This window comes from Deinococcus aquaedulcis (assembly GCF_019693445.1).
Classification (GTDB): domain Bacteria; phylum Deinococcota; class Deinococci; order Deinococcales; family Deinococcaceae; genus Deinococcus; species Deinococcus aquaedulcis.
On sequence record NZ_JAHRBL010000009.1, the window covers coordinates 50,868 to 72,299 of the forward strand.

The window sequence follows — 21,432 nt, forward strand, 5'->3', positions numbered from 1 at the left end:
TGAGTGGAAGGTGGTGAGTGGTGAGTGGACTACGCGTTTCCCACTTTCCACTTCCCACTCACCACTGACTTCACCGACGAAGGAGGTGAATGTATGGCAGGACAGATCAGCCCCACCCGCAGCGCACTGCTGGCCAGCAAGGCCAGCCTGAAAACGGCCTCCGGCGGCGCCGACCTGCTCAAGCGCAAGCGCGACGCCCTGATCGGCGAGTTCTTTGCGCTGGTCAAGGACGCGCTGGCCGCCCGTGAGCAGCTGAGCGGTGTCAGCAAGGGCGCCTACACCAGCCTGTTCGGGGCCAAGGCCTGGGACAGCCCGGAAGCTGTGGAAAGCCTCAGTCTGGCGGGCAGCGGCGATTACGCCGTGAACATGCAGATTGAGAACCTGTACGGCGTGAAGGTGCCCCGCATCAGCGTGCCCGAGCGGGCGCAGGCCGCAGGCTTCAGCCCCATCAATGTGGGTGCGCGGACCATTCAGGCCGCCACCGACTTTGGCGGCGTGATGGAAGCCATCGTGAAGGTGGCCGCCACCGAAACGAAGCTGCGGCGCATTGGCGAGGAGATCAAGAAGACCTCCCGCCGCGTGAACGCCCTGGAGCAGGTGGTCATTCCCGGCATCGAGGATGACATCCGCTTTATTCGCAGCGTGCTGGACCAGCGCGAGCGCGAAGCCAGCTACACCCAGAAGAAGATCAAGGCGAAGATCGAGGCGAAAGCCGAGCAGCAGCGCGCCAATATTCAAGCGGGGAACCACGGCTCAGCCGCCGACTGAAGCCCCGCACCAACAGAGACGCCGTCCCGAAGAAGGGGCGGCGTTTTTCTGATCTCTACAGCTGGGCGATGGCCCCGGCCAGATTCGCCCGCGCCTGCGCTTCCAGTCCTGCAAACTCTGGTGTGGTGTAGATCCGCTCGCGGTTCAGAAACCCCTGCAGCACCTTGCGGCGCCCGATGCGGTAGAGCGGCCCCGGCACATGGCGGTATTCCTGGCGAATGGCCGCGTCGTAGGCCGCAAAGGCGCGGGGTTCAGCCCCCAGAATGCCCAGGTCGGCGTCCACCAGCAGGGCCTCCTCACGCGTGGCCGGCAAGGCCCGGTGCTGAGTGGCCAGAATCAGGACCTGCACCTGGGCCACCAGTTCAGCAGGCGCGCCTTGACCGGCCAGCCACATCCCAAAGACTTCGGCGCTGCGGGCCTCGTTGTCTCCTGCACGGGGGTCGTAGATCAGGTCGTGGCCCCACACCGCCAGCGCGAGGGCAGGGGAGAGCACGCCCCGGGCAGCCAGCGCGCCCAGCATGGCCTCCACATGCGCCGTGTTGTGGTAGGCGCGGTGGGCTTCGGCATAAAACGGCCGGGCGTAGGCTTCGGCTGCGCTGAGCAGGGCGTTGTCCTTCATGGGGCTCTCTAGGGACACGGCCGGTGGGCTTTACCCGTGCCGTGCGGCCAGCGCCGCGCCGATCACGCCGGCATTGCCGCCCAGCTGGGCGCGGCGAATGGTCACCGGCGCAAAGCCCTGCGCGTACTCGTCGGCCGCTGCCTGCACGCCGTGGAAGAAGTAGTCGCCCACGCTGGCCACGCCGCCGCCCAGCACAAAGACTTCCGGGTCAATGACCTTCTGCAGGTCCGCTAGGGCAATGCCGATGTGCCGCATCGCCTGCGTCACCACGCGGCGGGCGCCGGGGTGCCCCTGCTGCGCAAGTTGAAAGGCCTCGGCCGTGGTGACTTCACGGTTCAGGGTGTAACTGGCATCCCGGGCGATGGCGGTGCCGCTGGCCAGGGCTTCCAGCGCGCCGTCCAGCCCGGTGCCGCTCACCGGGCCGCCGGGCAGGGCGGTCACGTGGCCAATCTCGCCGGCAATGCCATGCCGCCCGCGCCAGATGCGCCCATTGAGCACGATCCCCGAGCCGATTCCGGTGCTGACTGTCACGTAAATGCTGCTCTCGGCACCCCGAGCCGCGCCCAGGTGGGCCTCGGCCAGGGCGGCGGCCTTGGCGTCGTTTTCCAGCACCACGCGCTGGCCCAGCCGGTCACGCAGGCCGTCCACCAGGGGCACGTCGGTGAAACCGTAGATGTTCGGCGCGAACTTCACGCGGGTGCGGTCGGCGTTCAGGGGCCCAGGAATACCCACACCAATCAGGCGGGCTTCAGGGTGGCGCTCCTGCAGGCGGCGCACCTCACCGGCGATGGCGTCCAGCACGGCCTTCCAGCCGGTTTCGGGGGTGGGCACCTGATGGGGATCGTGCAGCTCGTCGCCGCGCAGCACGCCGCTGGCGATCTTGGTGCCGCCGACATCAATACCAATGCTGATCTGCTCTGGGGAGAAAGGTGAACTCATGGAGGCTCCGGGCTGAGAGAAAACGCCGCGCGCAGCGGCCGGGCGAAAAAGGAAGAGGCGCAAAAAACTTCTCCGAACTCTATCCGAAGCGCTTCTGGGGCGCTCAGGACTCCTCTGGATAGGGGCGGTGAAGCGGGCGCGCCCACAGCCCAAAGCGGCTGGGGCCAGAGCCGGGCCCCGCCCTGTTCAGGCTTCACCTCGGCAGCCTCTTTACATGTCCTGGTCGGTTTCTTCTTCCTCATCCAGGCCCAGCAGGGCCAGGGCTTCGGGCAGCTGCACCTCGGGCACGTACAGGCCCACATCGCCCATGTAGCCGCCAGTTTCGATCTCGATGACCGGGCTGCCCATCGACCATTGAAACGGGGTGCGCACCACGCTCACCACCCCGCCAGCCGACAGGGTGCGGCGCCAGCCCTCGGCCAGGAGGCGGGGCAAGGTGTCCAGGCGCACCCAGGGGTCGCCCTGGTACAGCACCCGGTCTTCAAAGTTGGTCATGCCCGGACCAGCCACGGGGAAACCTGGCCCTTCAGGTCCTCGGGCAGCGGCTCGGGGCGGCCCTGGTCATCCACCCGCACCACCACGGACCGCGAAAAGGCGCAGGGCACGCCATCGGCCAGAATGCGCGACACGCTGGTCCAGCTGGTGCGGCCGGTGCGCTCCACCAGTGTCTCGATCAGCACCTGCTGCCCGGGGCGGATATCGCGCACGTAGTCCAGTTCCAGCCGCGCCAGCACCGAGCGCCCGGCGAGTTCAATGCCCAACTCGGCGGCCAGGGCGAGGCGGGCCACCTCCAGAAACTCGGCGTAGCGGGCGTTGTTCACGTGGCCCATGGCGTCCAGATCGCCGTAACGCAGCTGAATCTGGGTGCGGTGGGCGTCTTGCCAGTTCAGCGCGGGCACGCGCGCAGAAGCGGCGTTCTGTTCAGAAGTTCCCGTCATGCGGCCCAGTGTAGCGGTGGGTCTATGGCGAAATTGGACCGCAGCCGCGCCCGACTGGAGGCGTCGTCCGGCTCATCTGTTCCCTCGGCCATGCACTATTCTGCCGGGCGTGACCGACGCGCCCCCACCCCCCCGCCCGGCGCGGCGCGCCTGGTGGCGGCGCGTGCAGCGCCTGCCCCTGAGCATGATGGTGGCCAGCGTGCTGGCGGCCCTGGGGATTGTGCAGCTGAGTTTTCAGCTGGGGCACATGGCGTACCGCAGCGTGACGTGGTCGGCCGAAACCCGCCAGACCCTGGCGCGCGTCGCGGCGCTGGAACAGGACGCCCGCGTGCTGCGCGACGCCATTCGCGCCGCCAACGACCCGGCGTACCTGGAACAGCTGGCCCGCTGCGAGGGCTACGTGGGGGCAAACGAGAAACTGATCGTCTCCAGCGACGCCCCAACCCCCCGCTTCCCCGGCGACAACTGCAAGGCGCTGCGGGTGCCGTAAGGGGGCTCTGGGCCATGAGCCATGGGCTATGAGCGCTGGGGGTAGATGGGGCCGTTCTTCCCCGGCGCCGGCACCACCACACAGGCGCTCATCCCCTGAAAGGAAGAGAACCGGGCCACCCTCCCCGGTCCTCCCTCATGGCTCATGGCCCAAAGCTCATGGCCTCCTCAATTCACGCGGTCCAGAATCAGCGGCTCGGCTTCGGGGGCGGTCTCGCTGATCTCCAGGCCGGCGCTCAGCAGGTGCTGGGCGGTGTCCAGGCCGCGTCCATCTCGGTGGTAGATGCGCAGCACGGCCTCGCCCGCCGCCACCGCCTCGCCGGGTTTTTTCAGCAGTTCCACGCCCACGCCGTGGTCAATGGCCTCGCCCTTGCGCTCACGCCCGCCGCCCAGGGCCAGCACCGCGCGGCCCACGCTCAGGGCGTCAATGCGGGCCACGAATCCGGCTGTGGGGGCGGTCACGTCGGCGCGGCCGGGGGCCACGTCGAACTTGGCCGGGTCGTCCACGTAGCTGGCGTCGCCGCCCTGCGCGGCCACGAAGGCGCGGAACTTGGCCAGGGCGCTGCCGTCCTGCAGGGTCTGACGGGCGCGGGCTTCGGCCTGGGCTTCGGGCTCGCCGTGGGCCGCCAGGGCTTCTACTGCCAGGGCCACGCACAGTTCGGTGAGGTCGTGGGGCCCCTGACCGCGCAGGGTGTCCAGGGCCTCTTGCACTTCCAGGCTGTTGCCCGCCATGTGGCCCAGGGGCGTGTCCATGTCGGTGAGGACCGCGCGCACCTGCCGCCCGGCGCGGGTGCCGATGTCCACCATGGCGCGCGCCAGTCCCCGGCCATCGTCCAGCGTGCGCATGAAGGCCCCGGCGCCCACCTTCACGTCCAGCACCACCGTGTGCGCCCCAGAGGCCAGTTTCTTGCTCATGATGGAGCTGGCGATGAGGGGCAGGCAGTCCACCGTGGCCGTCACGTCGCGCAGGGCGTACAGCTTGCCGTCGGCCGGGGCGAGGTCCTTGCTCTGGCCCACCAGGGCGAGACCAATCTCGCGTGCCTGGCGCAGGAAGGGCTCTTCTTCCAGCTCGGGGCTCCAGCCGGGAATGCTCTCCAGCTTGTCAATGGTGCCGCCGGTGTGGGCCAGTCCGCGCCCGCTCATCTTGGCCACGGTCAGGCCCAGGGCGGCCAGCATGGGGGTCAGGATCAGGCTGGTTTTGTCGCCCACGCCGCCGGTGGAGTGCTTGTCCACGGTACGTTCCAGGGTGCCCAGGTTCATCAGGTCGCCGCTCTCGGCCATCACCATCGTCAGGTCGGCGGTTTCCTGCGCGGCCATGCCGCGCAGGAACACAGCCATCAGCCACGCGCTCATCTGGTAGTCGGGCACCTCGCCCTGGGTGTAGCCCAGGACCAGCTGCTCCAGTTCGGCGCGCGTGTGCGTCTGGCCGTCGCGCTTCTTGCGAATGAGGTCGGGGATGTTGTGTGCGGTCATAGCGCAGTTTACGTCCAGGGGACGGAAAGGGGGCCGGGGTAGGCTTCAGGGGGCAGATGAAGCGTCAAGTTATGGATCAGCGTAAAGGTCAATGTCCAGTGCCGCACCAATGGCGCCCAGGAGGGCCATTTGCTGGCCATTCAGGTGAAGAGATGGGCTAGAGGTGGTCGCGGGGTCCCATTTCGCCACCACAACCAGTTCCAGATTCAGCCCCAGGTCCGTCACGGCCTGCCCCAGCACTTTGAGCTGTCCTGCTGTTTCGGCCAGCACTTCTTCGACCAGCGGCTCCAGATAAAATGCTGGCTGTTCTGGCAGGCCAAAGGCCCAGTGGTCGCATACGGGCACCGTGCGGCCAGCAAAGCGCGCGTCCACGGCGCTGCGTTCGCCCCGCCGCCACGTCCGGGTCGGCGTCAAGCCCACACGCACCGTGAATTCATCGGGGTCAAAGTCGCCCATCACCGACAGATAGACCTGCATCAGCGGCGTGGTTTCGGTGGTCATCCCCCGCCACTGATCCAGCCCACCTTCGCGTGGGTGCCGTCGCAGTAGGGCTTGTTCTCGCTCTGGCCGCAGCGGCACAGGGCGGCGCGCACGTCGCGCACCTCGCCGCCCGGGGTGGTGATGGTCAGGTTGCCGCGAAGCACGAGGGGACCGTCGGGCAACGGGGTAATGGTGGTGGGCTGCTGGGGCGTCTCGGGGCTTTCGCCGTCCAGGGCGTAGTGCAGGGCGCCAGTAGGACAGGTGCGGACCACGGCGGCGATGGCCTGGGGGTCGGCGTTCTCCGCCTGAATCCAGGGGCGTTCCTGGGGCCGGAACACCTCGGGCAGGCCGCGCACGCAGTTGGCCACATGCACGCAGCGCCGGGCGTCGTAGTAGACGGTGACGCCGTGGCCCGTGTAGGCCTTGCCCTGGGCCAGATCGGCGGTGGTGGGAAGCGGGCCGTCAGGGGTCATGGGCTAGTGTAGCGGCAGGTGCCGGGTGCAGCGCGCGTGCAGGCGCACAAATTCGGCGTGCAGTTCGGGCGGGCTGTCAATGCGGAAGTCGCAGTCCAGGCCCAGCAGAAAGGCGGCAAACGAGTGCAGGTGTTCGCGCTGGCAGCGCAGGCGGGTGCCCTGCCCCTCGGGTTCCAGTTCGCTGCCCCACAGCGACACCCGGCCGCGCAGGTGTTCCGGCGGGGCGTCCAGCCACACGCTGATGTCAAAGGCGGTGGGCGGGGCGCGCAACTGCGAGCGCAGGTAGGCGGCGGCGTCAAAGTCGGCGGGCGGGGTAAAGGTCGCGTCCAGCACCGCCAGCGCCTGCATGCGGTCCACCCGGAACGAGCGCTTCTGGCCGCGCAGGTGGCACCAGCCCACGGCGTACCAGCGGCTGTCAAAGTGCACCAGCCGGTACACGTCCACCTGCCGCTCGCTGGGGGGCGCCTCGTGCGCGGCGTAGGTCAGCTTCACGGTGCGCGCCGCGCGCACGGCCTGCAGCAGGGTCGCCAGCACCTCCACCTCCACGCCCACCGCCCAGGGCGAGGCGTCCAGTTGCACGCTGCCTTCCAGCGCCCGCACGTCGTCGCGCAGGGCCTGGGGCAGGCAGCGGGTCAGCTTGGCTCCGGCACTTTCGGCGGCGGGGGCCAGCGCGCCCAAGCCCAGCCCCTGCAGCGCGCGCAGGCCCAGGGCGGCGGCCAGGGCTTCTTCGGGCGTGAACATCAGCGGGGGCAGCCGGAACCCGGGCTTCAGGCGGTAGGCGCCGCCCACGCCCCGTCGGCCTTCCACCGGAATGCCCAGATCCTGCAGCCGGGTCACGTAACGCTGCACCGTGCGCGGGCTGACCTCCAGCCGGCGGGCCAGTTCCGCGCCGGTCACGCTCTCGCGGCCCTGCAGCAGTTCCAGCACCGTCAGCACACGCATGGCCGGGTCGTACATGGGGCTCAGCGTACACCCCAAAGGCGACACACCCTGACGGGAATCACTATTACGCTAGGGGCAGATTCAACCACAGGAGGTTCACCTATGACGACCACTGCCCCCTCCACCGCTGTTCCCTCTGTTCTCACGCTGGACGCGCTGCTCACGCACTGGCAGGGCCACCGCGCCCTGACCCGCCGGGTCATTGAGGCCTTTCCCGAGGACACACTGTTCACGTTCACGGCGGCGCCCCCCATGCGCACTTTTGGGGAGCTGAGCTGGGAGTTGGTGGGCCTCACCGATTACGTGCTGACGGGTCTGCGCGACGATGACTGGCGCTGGACCGCGCCGGCCGAGCCCGGGCCCCAGGACCGCGCGGCGCTGCTGGCGGCCTGGGATGCCCAGACGCCCGCGCTAGACACGGCCCTGCCGGGGGCCGACCCCGAGTGGATGAACCGCCCACAGCCCACCACCTGGGGCGAGATGTCGCCGCTGGCCCTGGTGACCTACGCCATCGACAACGAGATCCACCACCGGGGTCAGGGGTACGTCTACCTGCGCGCTCTGGGCATCGAGCCGCCGGCCTTTTACGAGCGCTGATGCTGGGCCCGGCGCTGGCCGCCCACTGGCTGGGTCACCATCACCTGACCGCCCGCACCCTGCTGGCCTACCCCGACGAGGCGCTGTTCACCTTCTCATCTGCGCCGCCGCTGCGCCCGTTTGGCGCCATGGTGTGGGAGGTGCATGGCCAGACTGGGTACGTGTTGGATGGGCTGCGCACGGGCACCTGGGGCGAGCCGCACTGGCCAGAGCCGGCTGACCAGGACCCGGCCGCCCTGCGTGCGGCCTGGGCGGCGCAGTCTGCCCGGCTGGCGCGGGAACTGCCGGCCGTGCCCGAGGCGCGGTATCTGGACATGCAGCGCACCGGCTGGGGCGAGCTGAGTGGGCTGGGTGCGGCGCTGGGGGCCATCGACAACCAGGTGCACCACCGCGCCCAGGGATATGTGTATCTGCGGGCTCTTGGGCTTGAACCGCCGGACTTCTGGAACCGTACCCCACCCGCTGCCTTTCAAGGAGAATGAATGTATGGCCGACCTTTCGCTGCCTCTGGAAACCTTTCGCCGCAATGCCCGCGTGAACGAGGCCCTCCTGAAGGCCCTGGCCCCGGCCGACTACGCCCTGAGTGACGGCCAGGGCGGCTGGACCATCGAGCGGCACCTGCGCCACATGGCGGGCTTCCGGGTGGGCTGGCTGTGGAACCTGTCGCGCGAGCATGCCATGCCTCTGCTGGACCCCACGCAGAAAGACGCCGACGGGGACCCCCTGTGGCGCTGGCAGGAGGCCCCCGCCGAAGAGCTGGGCGCGGCCTTGACCGCTGGGGACGAGGCCGCTGTGAACGCAGTGCAGGCCCACCTCGCCTCGGGCGAGCCGTTTGCCGATCCCTGGAACGAGGGCAGCTACCGTTCCCACCCCGCCCACTTTCTGATGCACACGGTGGTGCACGACAGCCACCACCGGGGTCAGATCATGGCCCTGCTGCGCCAGGGCGGGCACAGCAAAGCCGAGATGGACGCCCTGGACGACCACTGGGCCATCTGGCGCGAATAGACCGGGCTGAACAAATCAGGGCGGCCGGGGCGTAATGCCCCGGCCGCCCTGTTTGTCTGGCGCTACGGCAGCGCGGGCTGCAGCTCGGTGCGCTCCAGTTCGCGCTGCACGCCTGCGGTTTCCTCCAGGAAGGTCAGGCGTTGCAGGGCGGGCAGGCGCTCGACCAGGACGGTCTGCACCTGCCGGTCGAGGCCAAAGACCATGCCGGCGGCAAACAGCACCAGCACCACGCCGAACGCCTGCTGAAGCCCATTCAGGCGGCCCAGCAGGGCTGGGCGGTGCAGCAGGCGCCGGCCCCCCCACATCACGCCCAGCATGGGCAGCGCCACACCCAGTGCGTAGGCCAGTGTCACGGCGGCGGCAAAGGCCGTGACCTCGCCGCTCAGGGCCAGGGTGGTCACGCTGGCCAGAATGGGGCCCACGCAGGGCGTCCAGACCACGCCCAGGGTCGCGCCGACCAGCACACCGCCCAGAAACCCGTCGCCCCCGCCGCCTGTTCGCTGCGGCAGGGCGCGGCTGGCCGCGAGTTCAAAGCGCGCCTGAAGGGCCGGCACCGCCAGCGTCAGGCCAAAGGCGGCCAGCAGCGCCACGGCCACCCAGCGAATGGCGTCCGGGCTGAGGTTCAGGGCCGTGACCACACTGGCCAGAAACAGCGTCAGCAGCACAAACGACCCCAGAAACCCGGCGATGATGCCCAGGGGCCGGCCCCGCCCGCCCACCGTGCCCGACAGCAGCACCGGCAGCACCGGCAACACGCAGGGCGACAGCACCGTGAGCAGGCCGCCCACAAACGCCACCAGGAGCAGCAGCATGGCCGCTCACATCTTCTTGGCGGCGGCGGCGTTGGCGACAATCTGTTTCAGGCCCCCGCCGCTCCACTTGCGCAGCGCCTTGCCCTGGGCATCCACCAGCACGAAGGTGTGCTGGTACGTGACGTCGTACTGCTTTTTCAGCGCCGTTTCCTTGTCGTAGTCGGTTTTAAAGATCACGACGCCGGCGGGCAGGCCCTTCAGGTTCTTCTGGATGTCGGCCTCGGCGGCGCGGCAGTTGGGGCACCACGAGGCCCAGAAGAACAGCACCCGCTGCTGGCCCTTCGCGGCGTCAAAGGCGGCTTTCGTATAGGGCTGGTACCCGGGCGCTTTCGTCATGGCGCTCATGTTGTGGCTGGGCATGCTGGCGGCGGCCGTGGCCACCAGCGCCAGCAGCAGAAAGGGGGCGGCGGGACGTAGGGCGGTCAGGGTGAATCGGGTCATGGTGGGCCTCCAGTCTGGGTACGGGCCGAGGGGCGCCAGAGGTTCAATGCTGGCGCGTCATCTGCTGGCGGGTCTGCAGGGTGCTGTCCAGCACGCGCAGGCCCTGGCCCCCCTCGGCCACGGCGAAGGTGCCGTCGGGCAGCGCGGTGATGTCCATCGGGTGGGTCAGCGTGGTGCGCGTCACCGGGCCGCCCCTGAGGGGCACCCGCGTCACGGCGCCGCTGCGGTCGGTCAGCAGGGCCACGTCGCCATTCAGACTCAGCTTGTCGGGGTGGCCGCCCACCGCCCAGGTCTGCGCCACGCTCAGGTCCGCCCGCAGCCGTAGCAGGCGGCCCTGCACGTCCAGCACCAGCACGCCGCCCCGCACCGCTGCCAGCGCCACCGGCATTCCGCCCAGGAGCAGGCGGCGGCGCACGGCCAGCGTGGCCGGGTCCAGCACACAGACCTCGCCGCTGAGGTGGTGCGTGACCAGCAGATTGCCCCCCAGCAGCAGCACGCCGTCCATGACGTCGGCCAGGGGCATACCGGCCTCGCGGGCCAGTGTGACCTGCGCGCCGCCCAGGGTGCCCACCGCGCCGCGCACGCTCTTGAAGTACACACGGCCCCCTGCTGCGCCGCTGTCAGCTGTCAGGCCGGCTATGCCGTCGGGCACGTGGTGGGTGCGGGTCAGGCGCAGCGGGGCCAGGGTCAGTTCCAGCACGCGGTCATTGGCTGCGTCGGCCAGAAACACCCGCTGGCCCAGGCGCACGCCCTCGGTAAACCAGGGGCTCTGGGGCGCGGGGGCCGTCAGGGTGGCCTGCACCTGGCCCCCGGCCAGCACGCTCAGCGTGCCCTGACGGTCATTGCTGGCCACCAGCATGCGGCCGTCCACGCTGACCACCACCGCTGGGTCGGGCAGCGCGCCCGCCACCCCGCGTGAGGGCCCCAACAGGCCCAGGGTCAGCAGGGCCCCGGCCACAGCCGCCGCGCTCAGGGCGGCGGGCCACCAGCGCCGGGCCGGGCGGGCGCTGGCCAGCACCTGCGCGCGCACCGCAGGCGGTGGGGCCACAGGGGGCACCTCGGCCAGCAGCGCGGCCTCCACGCGGCGCAGCAGGGCCAGTTCCGCTCGGCACTCGGCGCAGCCGCGCAGGTGGGCCTGGGCCGCTTCACTCAGCGGCTCGCCGTGGGCGACGTGGCGGTGAAGCTCGTCCTGCACGGCCTGGCACTGTGTCTCTAATCCAGCCACGAACGGGCCTCCTCGCCCAGCAGGCGCCTCAGGTGGCCCAGCGCATGGCTGAGCCGGCTCTTGACCGTACCGACCGGCACGCCCATGCCAGCGGCAATTTCCTCGCGGGTTTCGCCGCGCAGATAGGCGCGCTCCACCGTTTCGCGGTGCGTGGCACTGAGGCCGCCCAGTGCCTGCTGGACGCGGCCAGCGCGCGCCTGCGCTTCACTGCGCTGGGCGGGGCCGGGCTGCTCGTCGGGCAGTGACAATTCACCGCCGTCCTCGGGGTGCAGCGGCGTGGTGACTTTTGTGGCGCGCAGGCGGTCCAGGGCCCGCGAGCGCGCCACGACCAGCAGGTAAGCCCGGAGGCCCGCCCGGTCTGGGTCATAGGCTTCGGGGCGCTCCCATAGCCGCACAAACACGTCCTGCAAGACCTCCTGGGCACTGGCCGCGTCCAGCAGGCGGGTCAGCACGCCGTACATCGCCGCCGCGTGCAGGTCGTAGGCTTCGGCCAGCGCCCGTTCGTCGCGGCGCCGCAGCCGAGCCGCCAGGACCAGATCGGGGCACGGCTCGGCCTGCCCTGCCTGGGGTGGGCCCGCCTTAGCCATAAGAGTCCACGTCACGTTCAGAGTACGCAACCGGGCGCCGGTAGGGTTCAGTGGGGCGGGGGTTCGCCGGGCCGTTCAGCCGCGTGTGGGTGGCATCAGTGCCTTGCGCATCAGAAAGTTCGTGTGGCTGGGCGGATAGTCCTGTTCTTCGGCGTAGACCACGTAGCCTTGCCGCTCGTAAAAGGGGCGCGCCTGAAATTCCCAGGTGCTGAGCTTGGCACGGGTGCAGCCCAGTGTCATGGCTTGCGCTTCCACGTCGCCAAGCAGGCGGGCCCCCCAGCCCTGGCCGCGCAGGGGGTCATGCAGCCACAGCAGATCAATCTCCAGCCAGCCCCATAGCGGCACGGCCCGGCCGGTACAGCCGCCCAGCACCTCGCCCGCGTCCGAAAGCAGGTAGCACTCCAGCGGCACACTCATGCGGTGTTCGGGGGTCAGGCGCTGGCGCAGTATGGGGCTGTGCTTGTCGTTGTAGGCCACCAACGCGGCTGAGACTGCGGCCTCACGCTCGGCGTTGGCGCCCGATTCCAGATGGTAGGCGGGCATGAAGCCAGTCTGGCCGGGTGCAGGGCACGCAGCATCCGCCAGATTGCCCAGCAGGAGAAACACAAAGCCCCCTGGCCGATTGACCAGGGGCTCGTGAAAGTGAAGCTGAAGGTATTAAGCGGTGGTCTGGGGCATGGGCTGCGTTTCGCCGCCCACACGGCCCACCGCCTCGCGCACCACGTCACCGGTAATCAGTTCCTGGGACAGCAGGGCGTCGGCCACCTCGTGCATGGCCTGGCGGTACTGGGTCACCAGTTCGCGGGCGCGCTCGTAGGCGCGAGTCAGGATGCGTTTGACATCCTCGTCTACCAGCTGGCTGGTGTGCTCGCTAAAGGCCTTGGGCTTGGCCATGTCCTCGCCCAGGAACACGGGGCCGCTGTCGGTGGTCAGGGCCATGTTCTTGAAGTTGTCGCCCATGCCCCATTCCAGCACCATGCGCCGGGCGATGTTGGTGGCCTTGCGGAAATCGTCGGCGGCGCCCGACGTGACGCTGCCCATGAACACTTCCTCGGCGGCGCGGCCCCCCAGGGCCACCACCAGCTGGTTTTCCAGGCGCTCCTTGCTCATCAGCACCTGTTCCTCGGGCAGGTAGAAGGCGGCGCCCAGCGCGCGGCCACGCGGAATGATGCTCACCTTCTGCAGCTTGTCGCTGCCCGGAATCACGGCGGCCGTCACGGCGTGCCCGGCCTCGTGGTAGGCAATCGCTTTCTTTTCCTGCTCGCTCACCGTCAGCGACCCGTTTTCCAGGCCCAGGGTGATCTTGTCCAGGGCGCGGTAAAAGTCGCTCATGTCAATCTGGGTCTTGCTCAGGCGGGCGGCTTCCAGCGCGGCCTCGTTGGTCACGTTCTTCAGGTCGGCGCCCGAGAAGTACGGGGTGCTCTTGGCGATCTCGGTGACGTCCACGCCGCCGGCCAGCGGCTTGTTGCGCAGGTGCACCTTCAGGATCGCCTCGCGCTCCTTGAGGTTGGGCAGGTCAATGGTCACCTGACGGTCGAAGCGGCCCGGGCGCAGCAGCGCGGGGTCCAGCACGTCGGGGCGGTTGGTGGCGGCCAGCACGATCACGCTGCTGGTCTTGTCGAAGCCGTCCATCTCCGAGAGGATCTGGTTCAGGGTCTGCTCGCGCTCGTCGTGTCCGCCGCCAATCCCGGCCCCGCGCTTGCGGCCAATCGAGTCGATCTCGTCAATGAACATGATGGCCGGGGCACTCTTGCGGGCATCCTCGAACAGGGTGCGCACGCGGCTGGCGCCCACGCCCACGAACATCTCCATGAACTCCGAGGCACTGACACTGAAAAAGGGCACATCGGCCTCGCCGGCGATGGCGCGGGCCAGCAGCGTTTTACCGGTGCCGGGGGGGCCCACCAGCAGCACGCCCTTGGGAATTTCAGCACCAATCTGGTGGTACTTGCCGGGGTTTTTCAGGAAGTCCACCACTTCCACCAGTTCGCGCTTGGCCTCTTCGTGGCCGGCCACGTCGGTGAACTTGGTGGGCACGCGGTTTTCCTTGCCGTACTTCTTGGCGCGGCTCTGGCCAAACTGCATCACGCCGTTCTGACCGCCCTGAGCGCGCATGAAGAAGAAGTACATCATGGCAAACAGCAGGATGATCGGCAGGAAGTTCAGCAGAATGCCCAGCCACTGACTGGGGCGCTCGAACGTCAGCTGCACGTCCTGGCGCTCCAGTTCGGCAATCAGCGTGTCGTCGCGGGTGGCGGGATTGCTGGGCAGCAGCACGTTGAAGCGTTCCACCGTGGGCGTGCGCGGCGCTTGGTTGCCCGGACCCGGCAGCGTGATCTGCGTGGGCTCTTTCAGGGTGACGGCCGCGTTGCTCTCGCGCACCACTACCTGGGCCACCTTGCCCTCGCCCAGCAGGTTTTTAAATTGGTCGTAACTCACGCTGGTCCGTCCGCTGATAGGCGCCTGAGAGAACATCAGGAACAGGGCCAGGACGAACAGGACGATCAGCCAGGGATTGAGCCGTTTCAAGAACAGTCCTCCGAAAGGGGAAGGGGGGAATAGGGAATAAGGCGGACTTCGCCCGCTGAACTTGAGTCTACCAGACTCAAGGTGGGTGAGTGAGGGCCGCCTTACACCTGCCCTTTAGTGTTGGGTCACGTTGGCCGCCTGTGGAGGGCGATTCTGGGCAACCCTCTAAGGGGGCCGAGAGGGTTTCAGCAGGCGGGGCTCAGGAGGTGGAAGGACGTCTCGGTGCGCCTTACCCTTCAGCAAGGGCCGTGGGTTGAACCAGGCTTTCGTGGGCAAAAGCCAGAGGCCTGTTGGCGGCAGCATTCCCTTTCTTTCAGCTCTACGACTTCCTGGCCAAGCTTCCTGGCGACATTTCGCCCGTTGTCACGCTGCTCAGCCCACACGTCCCCACACTCCGCCTCATCAAGAGCTTCGAGCCGTTCGTTGAAAGCCGCCCGACTGACACGCTGTTCTTCCGCGCTCTCTTGCGGGCGCCTCGCAGCGCGGCGGAGCAGAGCTTGGGGAGCAAGCAGGCCCGGCGTTCCAGACGACCTTTCTCCCACGGCTCGCGGGCCACGCCTGAAAACGGTCTGGCCCACCGCTCGTGGCGCCTGCGCTTTGGCAAGCGGTCAGCTGTGCGGGGGCAGCGGCGCAGTATCCTGACCGGGAATGATTGACGTGGCCACCACCTGGCAGCAACTGTGCGCGGCGCTCGCGGGGGGCGACTACGACGCGGCTTTTGGCATTCTGGAAGCCGCCATGCGCGAGGCGAAGAAGCCCGAGCGGGCCCGGCTGGCGCTGTACCTGGGCCACCTGCACGCCCTGTATGGCGACGCGGCCCTGGCCGAACTGGGCGCGGCGCTGCGCGAGGCCCGCACCCTGGACCCCGCGCGGCGCGACGACCCGCTATATCTGGCCCTGGCGGCTGAACTTGACGCCCGCACGCGCGGCGGGGAGGCCGCCCCGCCGCCCCAGGGGGTGCGCGAGGGCCCGGACCCTGTCGCGCGCTTTCATGCCCTGTGCGCGCTGGCGCTGTCTGGTAAGCCCCAGGAGGCCCTGGACGTGCATGTGGGCAGCGCCGAGCTGCCGCAGCACCTGCGCTGGCGCCTGCGCTCCTGGGAGGCCGACGCCCACGAGAGCCTGGGCCAGAGCGCCGAGGCGGTGGGCCTGTATGCCGAAGCGGCCCACCTCGCCTCAGGGATGAACCGCGCAGTCATGCTGCAGGAGCAGGCCGCGCTGCACCTGCAACTGGGCCAGCCCGACGCCGCCAAGGCCGCGCTGGATCAGGCCCGGCCCCTGTACGCCGCCCGCCCCAGCCCCGATGAAGCCGAGGAGCAGGGCCTGAACCTCGCCACGTGGCACTACCTGCGCGCCCAGGCGCTGCTGAACCTGGGCCAGCCCTCGGGGGCGCACGACATGATCCGCGAGGCCGCGCGCCTGGAGGCGCAGCACGGCGACCCCAGCTACGGCGTGGCGCTGGTGCGCGGGCAGGTGCTGACCCACCTGGGCCAGACTGAACAGGCCCTGGACGCCTTTGCAGAGGCCCTGCGGCTGGCCGGCGAGGGGGACCGCCCGTACGCCAACCACGAACTGGGCGTGGCCCTCCTGGACCTGGACCGCCCGGTGGAGGCCCGCGAGAAGCTCGAAGCGGCCCTGTCAGACCCGGGGTACCCCTACCTGCCCGAGGTGCTGGCCGACATGGCCGAGTGCGATTACCGCCTGGGCCGCCTGCCCGAAGCGCAGCAGGAAGCCGAGCAGGCCCTGTCGCAGGGGGCCGTGATTCCGGCCAGCCTCGTGCTGGGCAGCGTGGCGCTGGACTATTTCCAGCTGGACGACGCCCTGGACCACTACGAGCGCGTCATTCGCGAGGCCGCCCCCGGCAGCCGTGACTGGCTGACCGCCTCGCAGATGGCGGCCGATGTGATGGCCCAGCAGGGCTTTCCCAACCCGGCCGCCGCCTATGCCTATGCCCAGCAGGCCCTGAGCCACACCCCCGAAAGCGACGACTGGCACGTGACCCTGCAAGAACACCTGCGCCGCGCCGGCGAGATGCTGGCCCAGCAGGGCGCGCAGGGTGGCCGAACGCTGAATTAGGGGTGGAGGGCTATAAGCCATGAGCTCTGGGCCATGGGGAAAAGCAGGGTCACGCGTTCGGGTGGCCCTGCTTCTGTTGTGCTGGACAGCAAAAAGGCCATGAGCCCGGGGGTCCCCCACGGCTCATGGCCCTTATGGTTTAACCGCTTGTGGCGACGCTTTCCCCCTGCTTCAGGCAGGAGCAGGTTGTGCTGCGAAGGCTCCCGGAGTCGGCTCACAGGTGGCGGAGTTGAGTACTTGGGGCCGGGCCTTCACCTCGCCGCCGCCCACTTCCAGCCGCAAGTCGAAATGCGCGGCGACGCGCTCGGCGTCGTGCATCACGGCCAGCAGGGTATGGCCCCGCGTTTCACGTAACATCAGTTCAAGGGCCAGCTGCTGCGTGTCGTCGTCCAGGTTGGCCAGCGGTTCGTCGAACACATAGAGATCGGCGGGCTTGAGCAGGGTCATCAGCAGGGCCACCTTCTTCTTCTGCCCCAGCGAGAGGTCGCTGTAGGGCTGGTGCAGCAGACTGTCCAGTCCCAGGGTCTGAACCAGCGCCTCGCGCCGCACGGCATCGGTGCCCTCCAGCAGGTCGCTCAGGGGGAGGGGGGGAAAGACCACCGGCTCGACCAAGCCGCTCACCCGTGCCGGGCGGGTCAGAGTGCCCAGTTGGGGGGCCAGCAGGCCCAGGGCAGTCAAGGCCAGGGTGCTCTTGCCGCTGCCATTGGGGCCACAGATCAAGGTGCGGCTGCCCTGGGGCACGCGCACAGTGACTCCCTCAAGGACCGTGACATCTCCCTGCCCACAGCTGACCCCCTGCCAGTACAGGTCGCCGCTGGCCTGCTCGGGTGTGCCGGGCGCCTCGTCCAGCTCGCGCAGGCGCCCAATTCCGGCCCGCAGCACGCTGAGTTCGGGAATCAGGTCGATGAGTGACTGAGCGGCATTCACCGCCAGCCAGAACGCTGCCATGTACGCCATCAGGCCCCCCAGCGTCAGCGAGGTGGCGATAATTGCCAGGCCTCCAGCCACCACCACGGCGAATTCAGCAACGCCCAGCGAGATCCGGCTGAGGGTCTGGTACAGCCCGGTGTGCCGGCTGAGGGTATAGAGACTGCTGAGGCGCTCGCCCAGGGCGCCCAGAACCTGCGCCGCCGCGCGTTCCTCAAGGCCGAACGTGCGGGTGGCGCGGTAGGCCGCAATGGCGGCTGTGTGCACCGCCTGCTGCCGGGCCGTGCGCTCCTGCACGTCCTGGGCATTGGTATGCAGGTGGGCCGCAAAGTAGCGCGAGAGCAGCAGCAGCACGGGCGTGATCAGCAGCAGCACCAACGTGAGTTTCCACGACAGCACCAGGACTGTGCCCAGGGCCGTGACGAAGACCGTGACAGAGCGCAGCAGGCTCACGCCCATATCCACGAGTGGATCGACGACCTCATTGACCTCAGACATGGTGCGCGCGGCGTAGTAGCCCTCACCGTGGGCCGCCACCTGTTCGGCCGGCAGGCGGTAGAAGGCGCGCAGCAGCCGGGCCGTCAGGGTGGTGGTCATGCGGTTGGTCAAACGCTGCTGAAACAGGGCGTACTGATAATCCAGCCAGCGCAGGCCGCTGAGCAGGACCAGCGCCACGGCCGCCACCCCCAGCAGCAGCCCGGCCTGGCGCCCAGGGACAGCCACATCGAAAATCCAGCGGGTCAGCAGAGGATTGACCAGGGTCAGCAGCGTGGCGGCGGCGAAGGTCCAGCCCAGGGCCAGGCCAAAGCGCTGGGCGTGGGGTCCCACCACAAAGGCGAGGTCGCGGCGCAGATGACCGGGGGCGCTCACGCGCGCACCCCGCCGGGGCCAGCCAGCAGATGATCGGGGAATAGGGCGCTTGCGCCGCCCATCGCCAGGCGGTGCAGGAAGACGGCCACGCCTGCGCCGCCTGTGCCCAGGTCCGCGCTGATGCGGTGCAGGTAATCGCCAGGAAAGGCCAGGCCGCCCTGGCGCGGCAGGCCGAAGAGCAGCGTCCCTTCAGCGGCGCGGTGAGCGTCGCGCAGCGCTGAGGCGTCGCCCTGAAAAGCATGCACGTCCAGCAGGTACATGCCCAGACCGCTCAGGCCCATATTCAGGCCTGGGAAGAGGGTGTATTTCTGACTCACCGCCGCACGGATGCCGCGCAGGATGTCGTCGTCTCCTGGCTGGGGGCGGGCGTTCTGGTAGCGCAGCAGCACGCTGCCCACCCCGGCGCTGCCACTCTGCAAATAGGGGTACAGGATGCCGCCCGAGACCGCGTCGGGAAAGCCCAGGGCCTCTTTGCCGTCCACCCGCCGCCCGCAGGCCAGGTCAGCGTTGAGGGCCTGCCGGCCCAGGTCCAGAAAGTCAGCGCGCCCGGTGACCCGGCTGAGGTACAGCAAGAACAGCGCCGCGCCGCTGCCACCGTGGGCCAGCCCCACCCGCACGGTGCCGAAGGTGGGCCAGGTGGCCTGGTCGTCTTGAAGACTGACTGTGGCCTGCAGCACTTCCCCAATGCGCTCGGCCTCTTGGCGGTAGCGGGCCTCGCCAGTGGCGTGGTGCAACTCCAGCGCCGCCAAGCCATAGCCGCACGCCCCCAGCCCCAGCGAGATCTGATCGAAGAGGTGCACGCCGCGCCCGGCCACCTGAAAGGCGCGGGCAGCGGCCTCTGGTTCGTTCAGGCGCAGCAGCGCAGTCGTCACACCACCCAGGCCCGAAAAGTAGCCCGGGGCGTAGCGACCATGCAGGGGTTGGCGCGAGATCCACTCGCGGACCCAGTCCGGGACTTCGCCGCTGACCGCCTGCACCGCCAGGGCGACCCCCAGCGCGCCGTGGTCCAGCGTCAGAGGATTACTCAGCTGCGGCCCGCCTGGAAACAGTTGGTCGCTGCGGTGGGGGGTGGCCACACTGAGGACATAACGAATGGCGTCCTGGGCCGCATGTTCCAGACGCGCACTGGGCAGCGGCTGGGGCTCGGTGAGGATGGCGGGGCGCGGCTGGCTGCGCCCGCGCTGCGCAGGTTCCAGGCGGCGCGCCAGGTCGTCCAGATCGGGGACGGCGCCGGGAGTGGTCAGGGTGCGAATCGCGGCCATATACGCTGGGTCCAGAGCGTAATCGCGCTCCAGCGACGCACCAAAGTCTTGGTACAGGGTGGGTTTCAGGCCGTTGAGGGCGTTAATGGGATGCAGCAGCGCCATGAGCACCGCTCCCAGGGCAAAGTGGTCATCGCTGAGCGACGAACCAGCCTGTGCACTGCGCGACGGCGGGGCGTACCCGGGCGTGAACATATTGACTGGCTGGTCCACACCCACTTCGCAGGCGGCTTCAAAATCAATGAGTTTCAGGCGCGGTCGGCCCTGGGCCCAGCCCAGCATCATGATGTTGTTGGCCGAGAGGTCACCGAACGAGATGCCCTGCCGGTGCAGCTGTGCCACCAGCCGGACGATGCCGGCGGCCAGCGCCTGAACCTCGCGCCGCCACGCCGCAATCTCCCGGGCACTGGCATCCGAGCGAATGACCTTGCTGCGGCGCAGGGCGTGCGTGTGCAGCGTTTTGCCCTTCAGACGCTCCTGAACCAGAAAAGCATGCTCCCACTCGGTGAAAAACGCCACGGGCTCTGGGGCCAGCCCCGTGCCACTCAGCTGGGTCAGCAGGCGGTATTCCTTGCGCAGGTGATCTAGAGCGTCGTGGCCCTGCGCCGAGCGGTTCACATGGGGGCGCGCTTCTTTGATGATGACCTGCTGCCCGGTCTGGGCGTCACGGGCCAGATACACCCCGCCGGTATTGGAGTGCGACAGCACGTCCGTCACCTGAAAGCGGCCCTCACCCAGAATCAGGTCTTCATCGGGCTCGGGGGGTTGAAAGGGGTCTGTGACCCAGGCCGGCAGCTGAAAATAGGGCGTGCGTTCGTCAGGCACCTCTTCGAGTTCCGGGCTCAGCAGGTAGGAGGCCTGCTCCCCGCTCACGTCCTGACGGGTCACAGGCAGAATGCCGCCGTAGCGGTAATACAGCACCTTGCTGTCCTTGTAGCGGCGGTCCGACAGAATGTAGGGGCCTTCCTGGCCGCGCAGCGCCTCATACAGCTCGTCAAGGAGCTGCTGGCACTGGGCCACAGTGTTGGGGTAAATGGTCATGAATTTGCCGCTGGAACCGCGCGAGCAGCCCTTGGACAGCAGCATGTCCAGAATCTGGTAGTCGCTGGCGAACTTAAAGGGCACGCCCGCTGCCACGCAGACCCGGCCGGCCAGCTCCAGAACCTGTTCAGCGTTGGTGTGGGTGGCCGAAACATGAATTTTCCAGCCCTGCATGGGGCTGTGCGCACCCAGCGGTTTCACATGGGTCCAGAAGGCTTCCTGAATGATGCGGCAGGTGACGGGAACAAAGCTCTGCGCCACCCGCAGCAGGTGGGGCGCCGGCTGATACCGCTCGAACGCCTCGTAAAATTCGGGGTGAACGTGCAGGCGCCGCAAAATGGCGGTGAACTGGGCCTGGGGGTCAACCTGGGGTGCGGGCATAGGGGCCTCCGTGGGGAGTGGAAAAAGAGAGTCTCTTGTTATGGGGACGTGGGAAAAGAGCGGGTGAACAGCTCCCAGAACCGTTCACCCGAGCCGGCTCAGCGCGGCGCGCTTAGGTCAAAGCCTTCTGGTCTTTGGTGCAGCCAGAGCTGATGGTGCTCCACTCATTGGAGGTCACCGAGTTGCAGCCGGAGCTCATGGTGCTCCAGTCGGCCACGAGGTTGCGGGTGGACTTGGTGCGCAGGGTGTGCAGCTTCAGGATCTTTTTCATGGGTCACGTCCTTGGTGGGCAGCGAGGGGCGAAGGGGCCGGCGGCGGACAGAGTGAAGTGGGCTGTCGAGAAATGCACCTCCTGAGGCCCCGGTCGGAGCGCAGGGTGGGTCTGGTGTGGGGGCAGCGGAGGATGGTGCTGTCCGCTCCTGCCTTGCCCTTGAGACCCGTTGTACCGGCGAGGCTGGGAATCACATGGGACGGCGCCCTTCTGGGGGTGGGACAGGCGCCGGATGCAGTCCGGCGCACCCTGGCAAGGCAGTGCGGGGAACCCCGGCGGCCAGGTGC

At 68.6% G+C, this 21,432-nt stretch carries 23 protein-coding genes; 6 read left to right on the top strand and 17 right to left on the bottom strand.

The features are described 5' to 3' along the window. The first annotated feature begins 93 nt into the window (after window positions 1-93). On the top strand, window positions 94-768 hold the full coding sequence (locus KMW22_RS11805) for a V-type ATP synthase subunit D (protein ID WP_221090248.1): 675 nt from the start codon (window positions 94-96) through the stop codon (window positions 766-768). A 55-nt stretch (window positions 769-823) separates the two neighbouring features. Here the strand turns inward: KMW22_RS11805 and KMW22_RS11810 are convergent, their stop codons facing one another. The 4 genes from KMW22_RS11810 to KMW22_RS11825 all read right to left on the bottom strand — a co-directional run bounded on the left by KMW22_RS11810 (window position 824) and on the right by KMW22_RS11825 (window position 3,264). After that, on the bottom strand, window positions 824-1,387 hold the full coding sequence (locus KMW22_RS11810) for an HD domain-containing protein (RefSeq protein WP_221090249.1): 564 nt from the start codon (window positions 1,385-1,387) through the stop codon (window positions 824-826). 30 nt (window positions 1,388-1,417) lie between these two features. Next, window positions 1,418-2,326, bottom strand: coding sequence for an ROK family protein (locus KMW22_RS11815; RefSeq protein ID WP_221090250.1), 909 nt, complete (start codon window positions 2,324-2,326; stop codon window positions 1,418-1,420). A gap of 210 nt (window positions 2,327-2,536) precedes the next feature. Next, window positions 2,537-2,821 (bottom strand): hypothetical protein, encoded by a 285-nt coding sequence (locus KMW22_RS11820; RefSeq protein WP_221090251.1) that lies wholly within the window; start codon window positions 2,819-2,821, stop codon window positions 2,537-2,539. Next, complete coding sequence (locus KMW22_RS11825; RefSeq protein WP_221090252.1) at window positions 2,818-3,264, bottom strand: acyl-CoA thioesterase; 447 nt, start codon at window positions 3,262-3,264, stop codon at window positions 2,818-2,820. The genes KMW22_RS11820 and KMW22_RS11825 overlap by 4 nt, the downstream gene beginning before the upstream one ends. Window positions 3,265-3,373: 109 nt before the next feature. Between KMW22_RS11825 and KMW22_RS11830 the strand changes: the two genes are divergently transcribed. Continuing rightward, on the top strand, window positions 3,374-3,754 hold the full coding sequence (locus KMW22_RS11830; RefSeq protein ID WP_328774681.1) for a cell division protein FtsB: 381 nt from the start codon (window positions 3,374-3,376) through the stop codon (window positions 3,752-3,754). Between the two features lie 167 nt (window positions 3,755-3,921). On the opposite strand, the gene KMW22_RS11835 is transcribed toward KMW22_RS11830, so the two are convergent. The 4 genes from KMW22_RS11835 to KMW22_RS11850 form a co-directional block, all read right to left on the bottom strand. Next, window positions 3,922-5,226 (bottom strand): thymidine phosphorylase, encoded by a 1,305-nt coding sequence (locus KMW22_RS11835; protein ID WP_221090253.1) that lies wholly within the window; start codon window positions 5,224-5,226, stop codon window positions 3,922-3,924. Window positions 5,227-5,295: 69 nt separating this feature from the next. Next, window positions 5,296-5,727: a DUF4279 domain-containing protein gene (locus KMW22_RS11840; RefSeq protein WP_221090254.1), complete on the bottom strand. Its 432-nt coding sequence runs from the start codon at window positions 5,725-5,727 to the stop codon at window positions 5,296-5,298. Further along, window positions 5,724-6,179: a (4Fe-4S)-binding protein gene (locus tag KMW22_RS11845; RefSeq protein ID WP_221090255.1), complete on the bottom strand. Its 456-nt coding sequence runs from the start codon at window positions 6,177-6,179 to the stop codon at window positions 5,724-5,726. Before KMW22_RS11845 ends, KMW22_RS11840 begins: the two co-directional genes overlap by 4 nt. A 3-nt stretch (window positions 6,180-6,182) precedes the next feature. Further along, entirely contained in the window at window positions 6,183-7,136 is a 954-nt protein-coding gene (locus KMW22_RS11850; RefSeq protein WP_221090256.1) for a helix-turn-helix transcriptional regulator, read from the bottom strand. 87 nt (window positions 7,137-7,223) lie between these two features. Between KMW22_RS11850 and KMW22_RS11855 the strand changes: the two genes are divergently transcribed. From KMW22_RS11855 to KMW22_RS11865, 3 genes are read left to right on the top strand one after another with little or no spacing between them, the layout of a single operon-like run. Next, entirely contained in the window at window positions 7,224-7,718 is a 495-nt protein-coding gene (locus tag KMW22_RS11855) for a DinB family protein (protein ID WP_221090257.1), read from the top strand. Beyond that, complete coding sequence (locus KMW22_RS11860; protein WP_221090258.1) at window positions 7,718-8,200, top strand: DinB family protein; 483 nt, start codon at window positions 7,718-7,720, stop codon at window positions 8,198-8,200. The genes KMW22_RS11855 and KMW22_RS11860 overlap by 1 nt, the downstream gene beginning before the upstream one ends. A 4-nt stretch (window positions 8,201-8,204) precedes the next feature. Further along, window positions 8,205-8,726: a DinB family protein gene (locus KMW22_RS11865; protein WP_221090259.1), complete on the top strand. Its 522-nt coding sequence runs from the start codon at window positions 8,205-8,207 to the stop codon at window positions 8,724-8,726. Between the two features lie 62 nt (window positions 8,727-8,788). Here the strand turns inward: KMW22_RS11865 and KMW22_RS11870 are convergent, their stop codons facing one another. The 6 genes from KMW22_RS11870 to ftsH form a co-directional block, all read right to left on the bottom strand. Beyond that, the gene (locus tag KMW22_RS11870) at window positions 8,789-9,538 is read right to left on the bottom strand and encodes a cytochrome c biogenesis CcdA family protein (RefSeq protein WP_221090260.1); all 750 of its coding nucleotides are present in this window, start codon (window positions 9,536-9,538) and stop codon (window positions 8,789-8,791) included. Between the two features lie 6 nt (window positions 9,539-9,544). Beyond that, the gene (locus KMW22_RS11875; RefSeq protein WP_221090261.1) at window positions 9,545-9,979 is read right to left on the bottom strand and encodes a peroxiredoxin family protein; all 435 of its coding nucleotides are present in this window, start codon (window positions 9,977-9,979) and stop codon (window positions 9,545-9,547) included. Window positions 9,980-10,022: 43 nt separating this feature from the next. Then, window positions 10,023-11,204, bottom strand: a complete 1,182-nt coding sequence (locus KMW22_RS11880) for a hypothetical protein (RefSeq protein ID WP_221090262.1) — start codon at window positions 11,202-11,204, stop codon at window positions 10,023-10,025. Then, complete coding sequence (locus KMW22_RS11885; protein WP_221090263.1) at window positions 11,192-11,806, bottom strand: RNA polymerase sigma factor; 615 nt, start codon at window positions 11,804-11,806, stop codon at window positions 11,192-11,194. The genes KMW22_RS11880 and KMW22_RS11885 overlap by 13 nt, the downstream gene beginning before the upstream one ends. 60 nt (window positions 11,807-11,866) lie before the next feature. Further along, window positions 11,867-12,334 (bottom strand): GNAT family N-acetyltransferase, encoded by a 468-nt coding sequence (locus KMW22_RS11890; RefSeq protein WP_221090264.1) that lies wholly within the window; start codon window positions 12,332-12,334, stop codon window positions 11,867-11,869. A 114-nt stretch (window positions 12,335-12,448) separates the two neighbouring features. Further along, on the bottom strand, window positions 12,449-14,320 hold the full coding sequence (gene ftsH, locus KMW22_RS11895) for an ATP-dependent zinc metalloprotease FtsH (protein WP_221090265.1): 1,872 nt from the start codon (window positions 14,318-14,320) through the stop codon (window positions 12,449-12,451). A gap of 648 nt (window positions 14,321-14,968) precedes the next feature. Between ftsH and KMW22_RS11900 the strand changes: the two genes are divergently transcribed. Next, the gene (locus KMW22_RS11900; protein WP_221090266.1) at window positions 14,969-16,393 is read left to right on the top strand and encodes a tetratricopeptide repeat protein; all 1,425 of its coding nucleotides are present in this window, start codon (window positions 14,969-14,971) and stop codon (window positions 16,391-16,393) included. A 171-nt stretch (window positions 16,394-16,564) separates the two neighbouring features. Here KMW22_RS11900 and KMW22_RS11905 read toward each other — a convergent pair whose 3' ends face one another. The 3 genes from KMW22_RS11905 to KMW22_RS11915 all read right to left on the bottom strand — a co-directional run bounded on the left by KMW22_RS11905 (window position 16,565) and on the right by KMW22_RS11915 (window position 21,145). Beyond that, complete coding sequence (locus KMW22_RS11905) at window positions 16,565-18,190, bottom strand: ABC transporter transmembrane domain-containing protein (RefSeq protein ID WP_221090267.1); 1,626 nt, start codon at window positions 18,188-18,190, stop codon at window positions 16,565-16,567. Continuing rightward, complete coding sequence (gene lanKC, locus KMW22_RS11910) at window positions 18,187-20,874, bottom strand: class III lanthionine synthetase LanKC (RefSeq protein WP_221090268.1); 2,688 nt, start codon at window positions 20,872-20,874, stop codon at window positions 18,187-18,189. Before lanKC ends, KMW22_RS11905 begins: the two co-directional genes overlap by 4 nt. Before the next feature lie 112 nt (window positions 20,875-20,986). Continuing rightward, window positions 20,987-21,145 carry a hypothetical protein gene (locus KMW22_RS11915; protein ID WP_221090269.1) on the bottom strand — a complete coding sequence of 53 codons (159 nt, stop codon included), beginning with the start codon at window positions 21,143-21,145 and terminating at the stop codon, window positions 20,987-20,989. Window positions 21,146-21,432 lie beyond the last annotated feature (287 nt).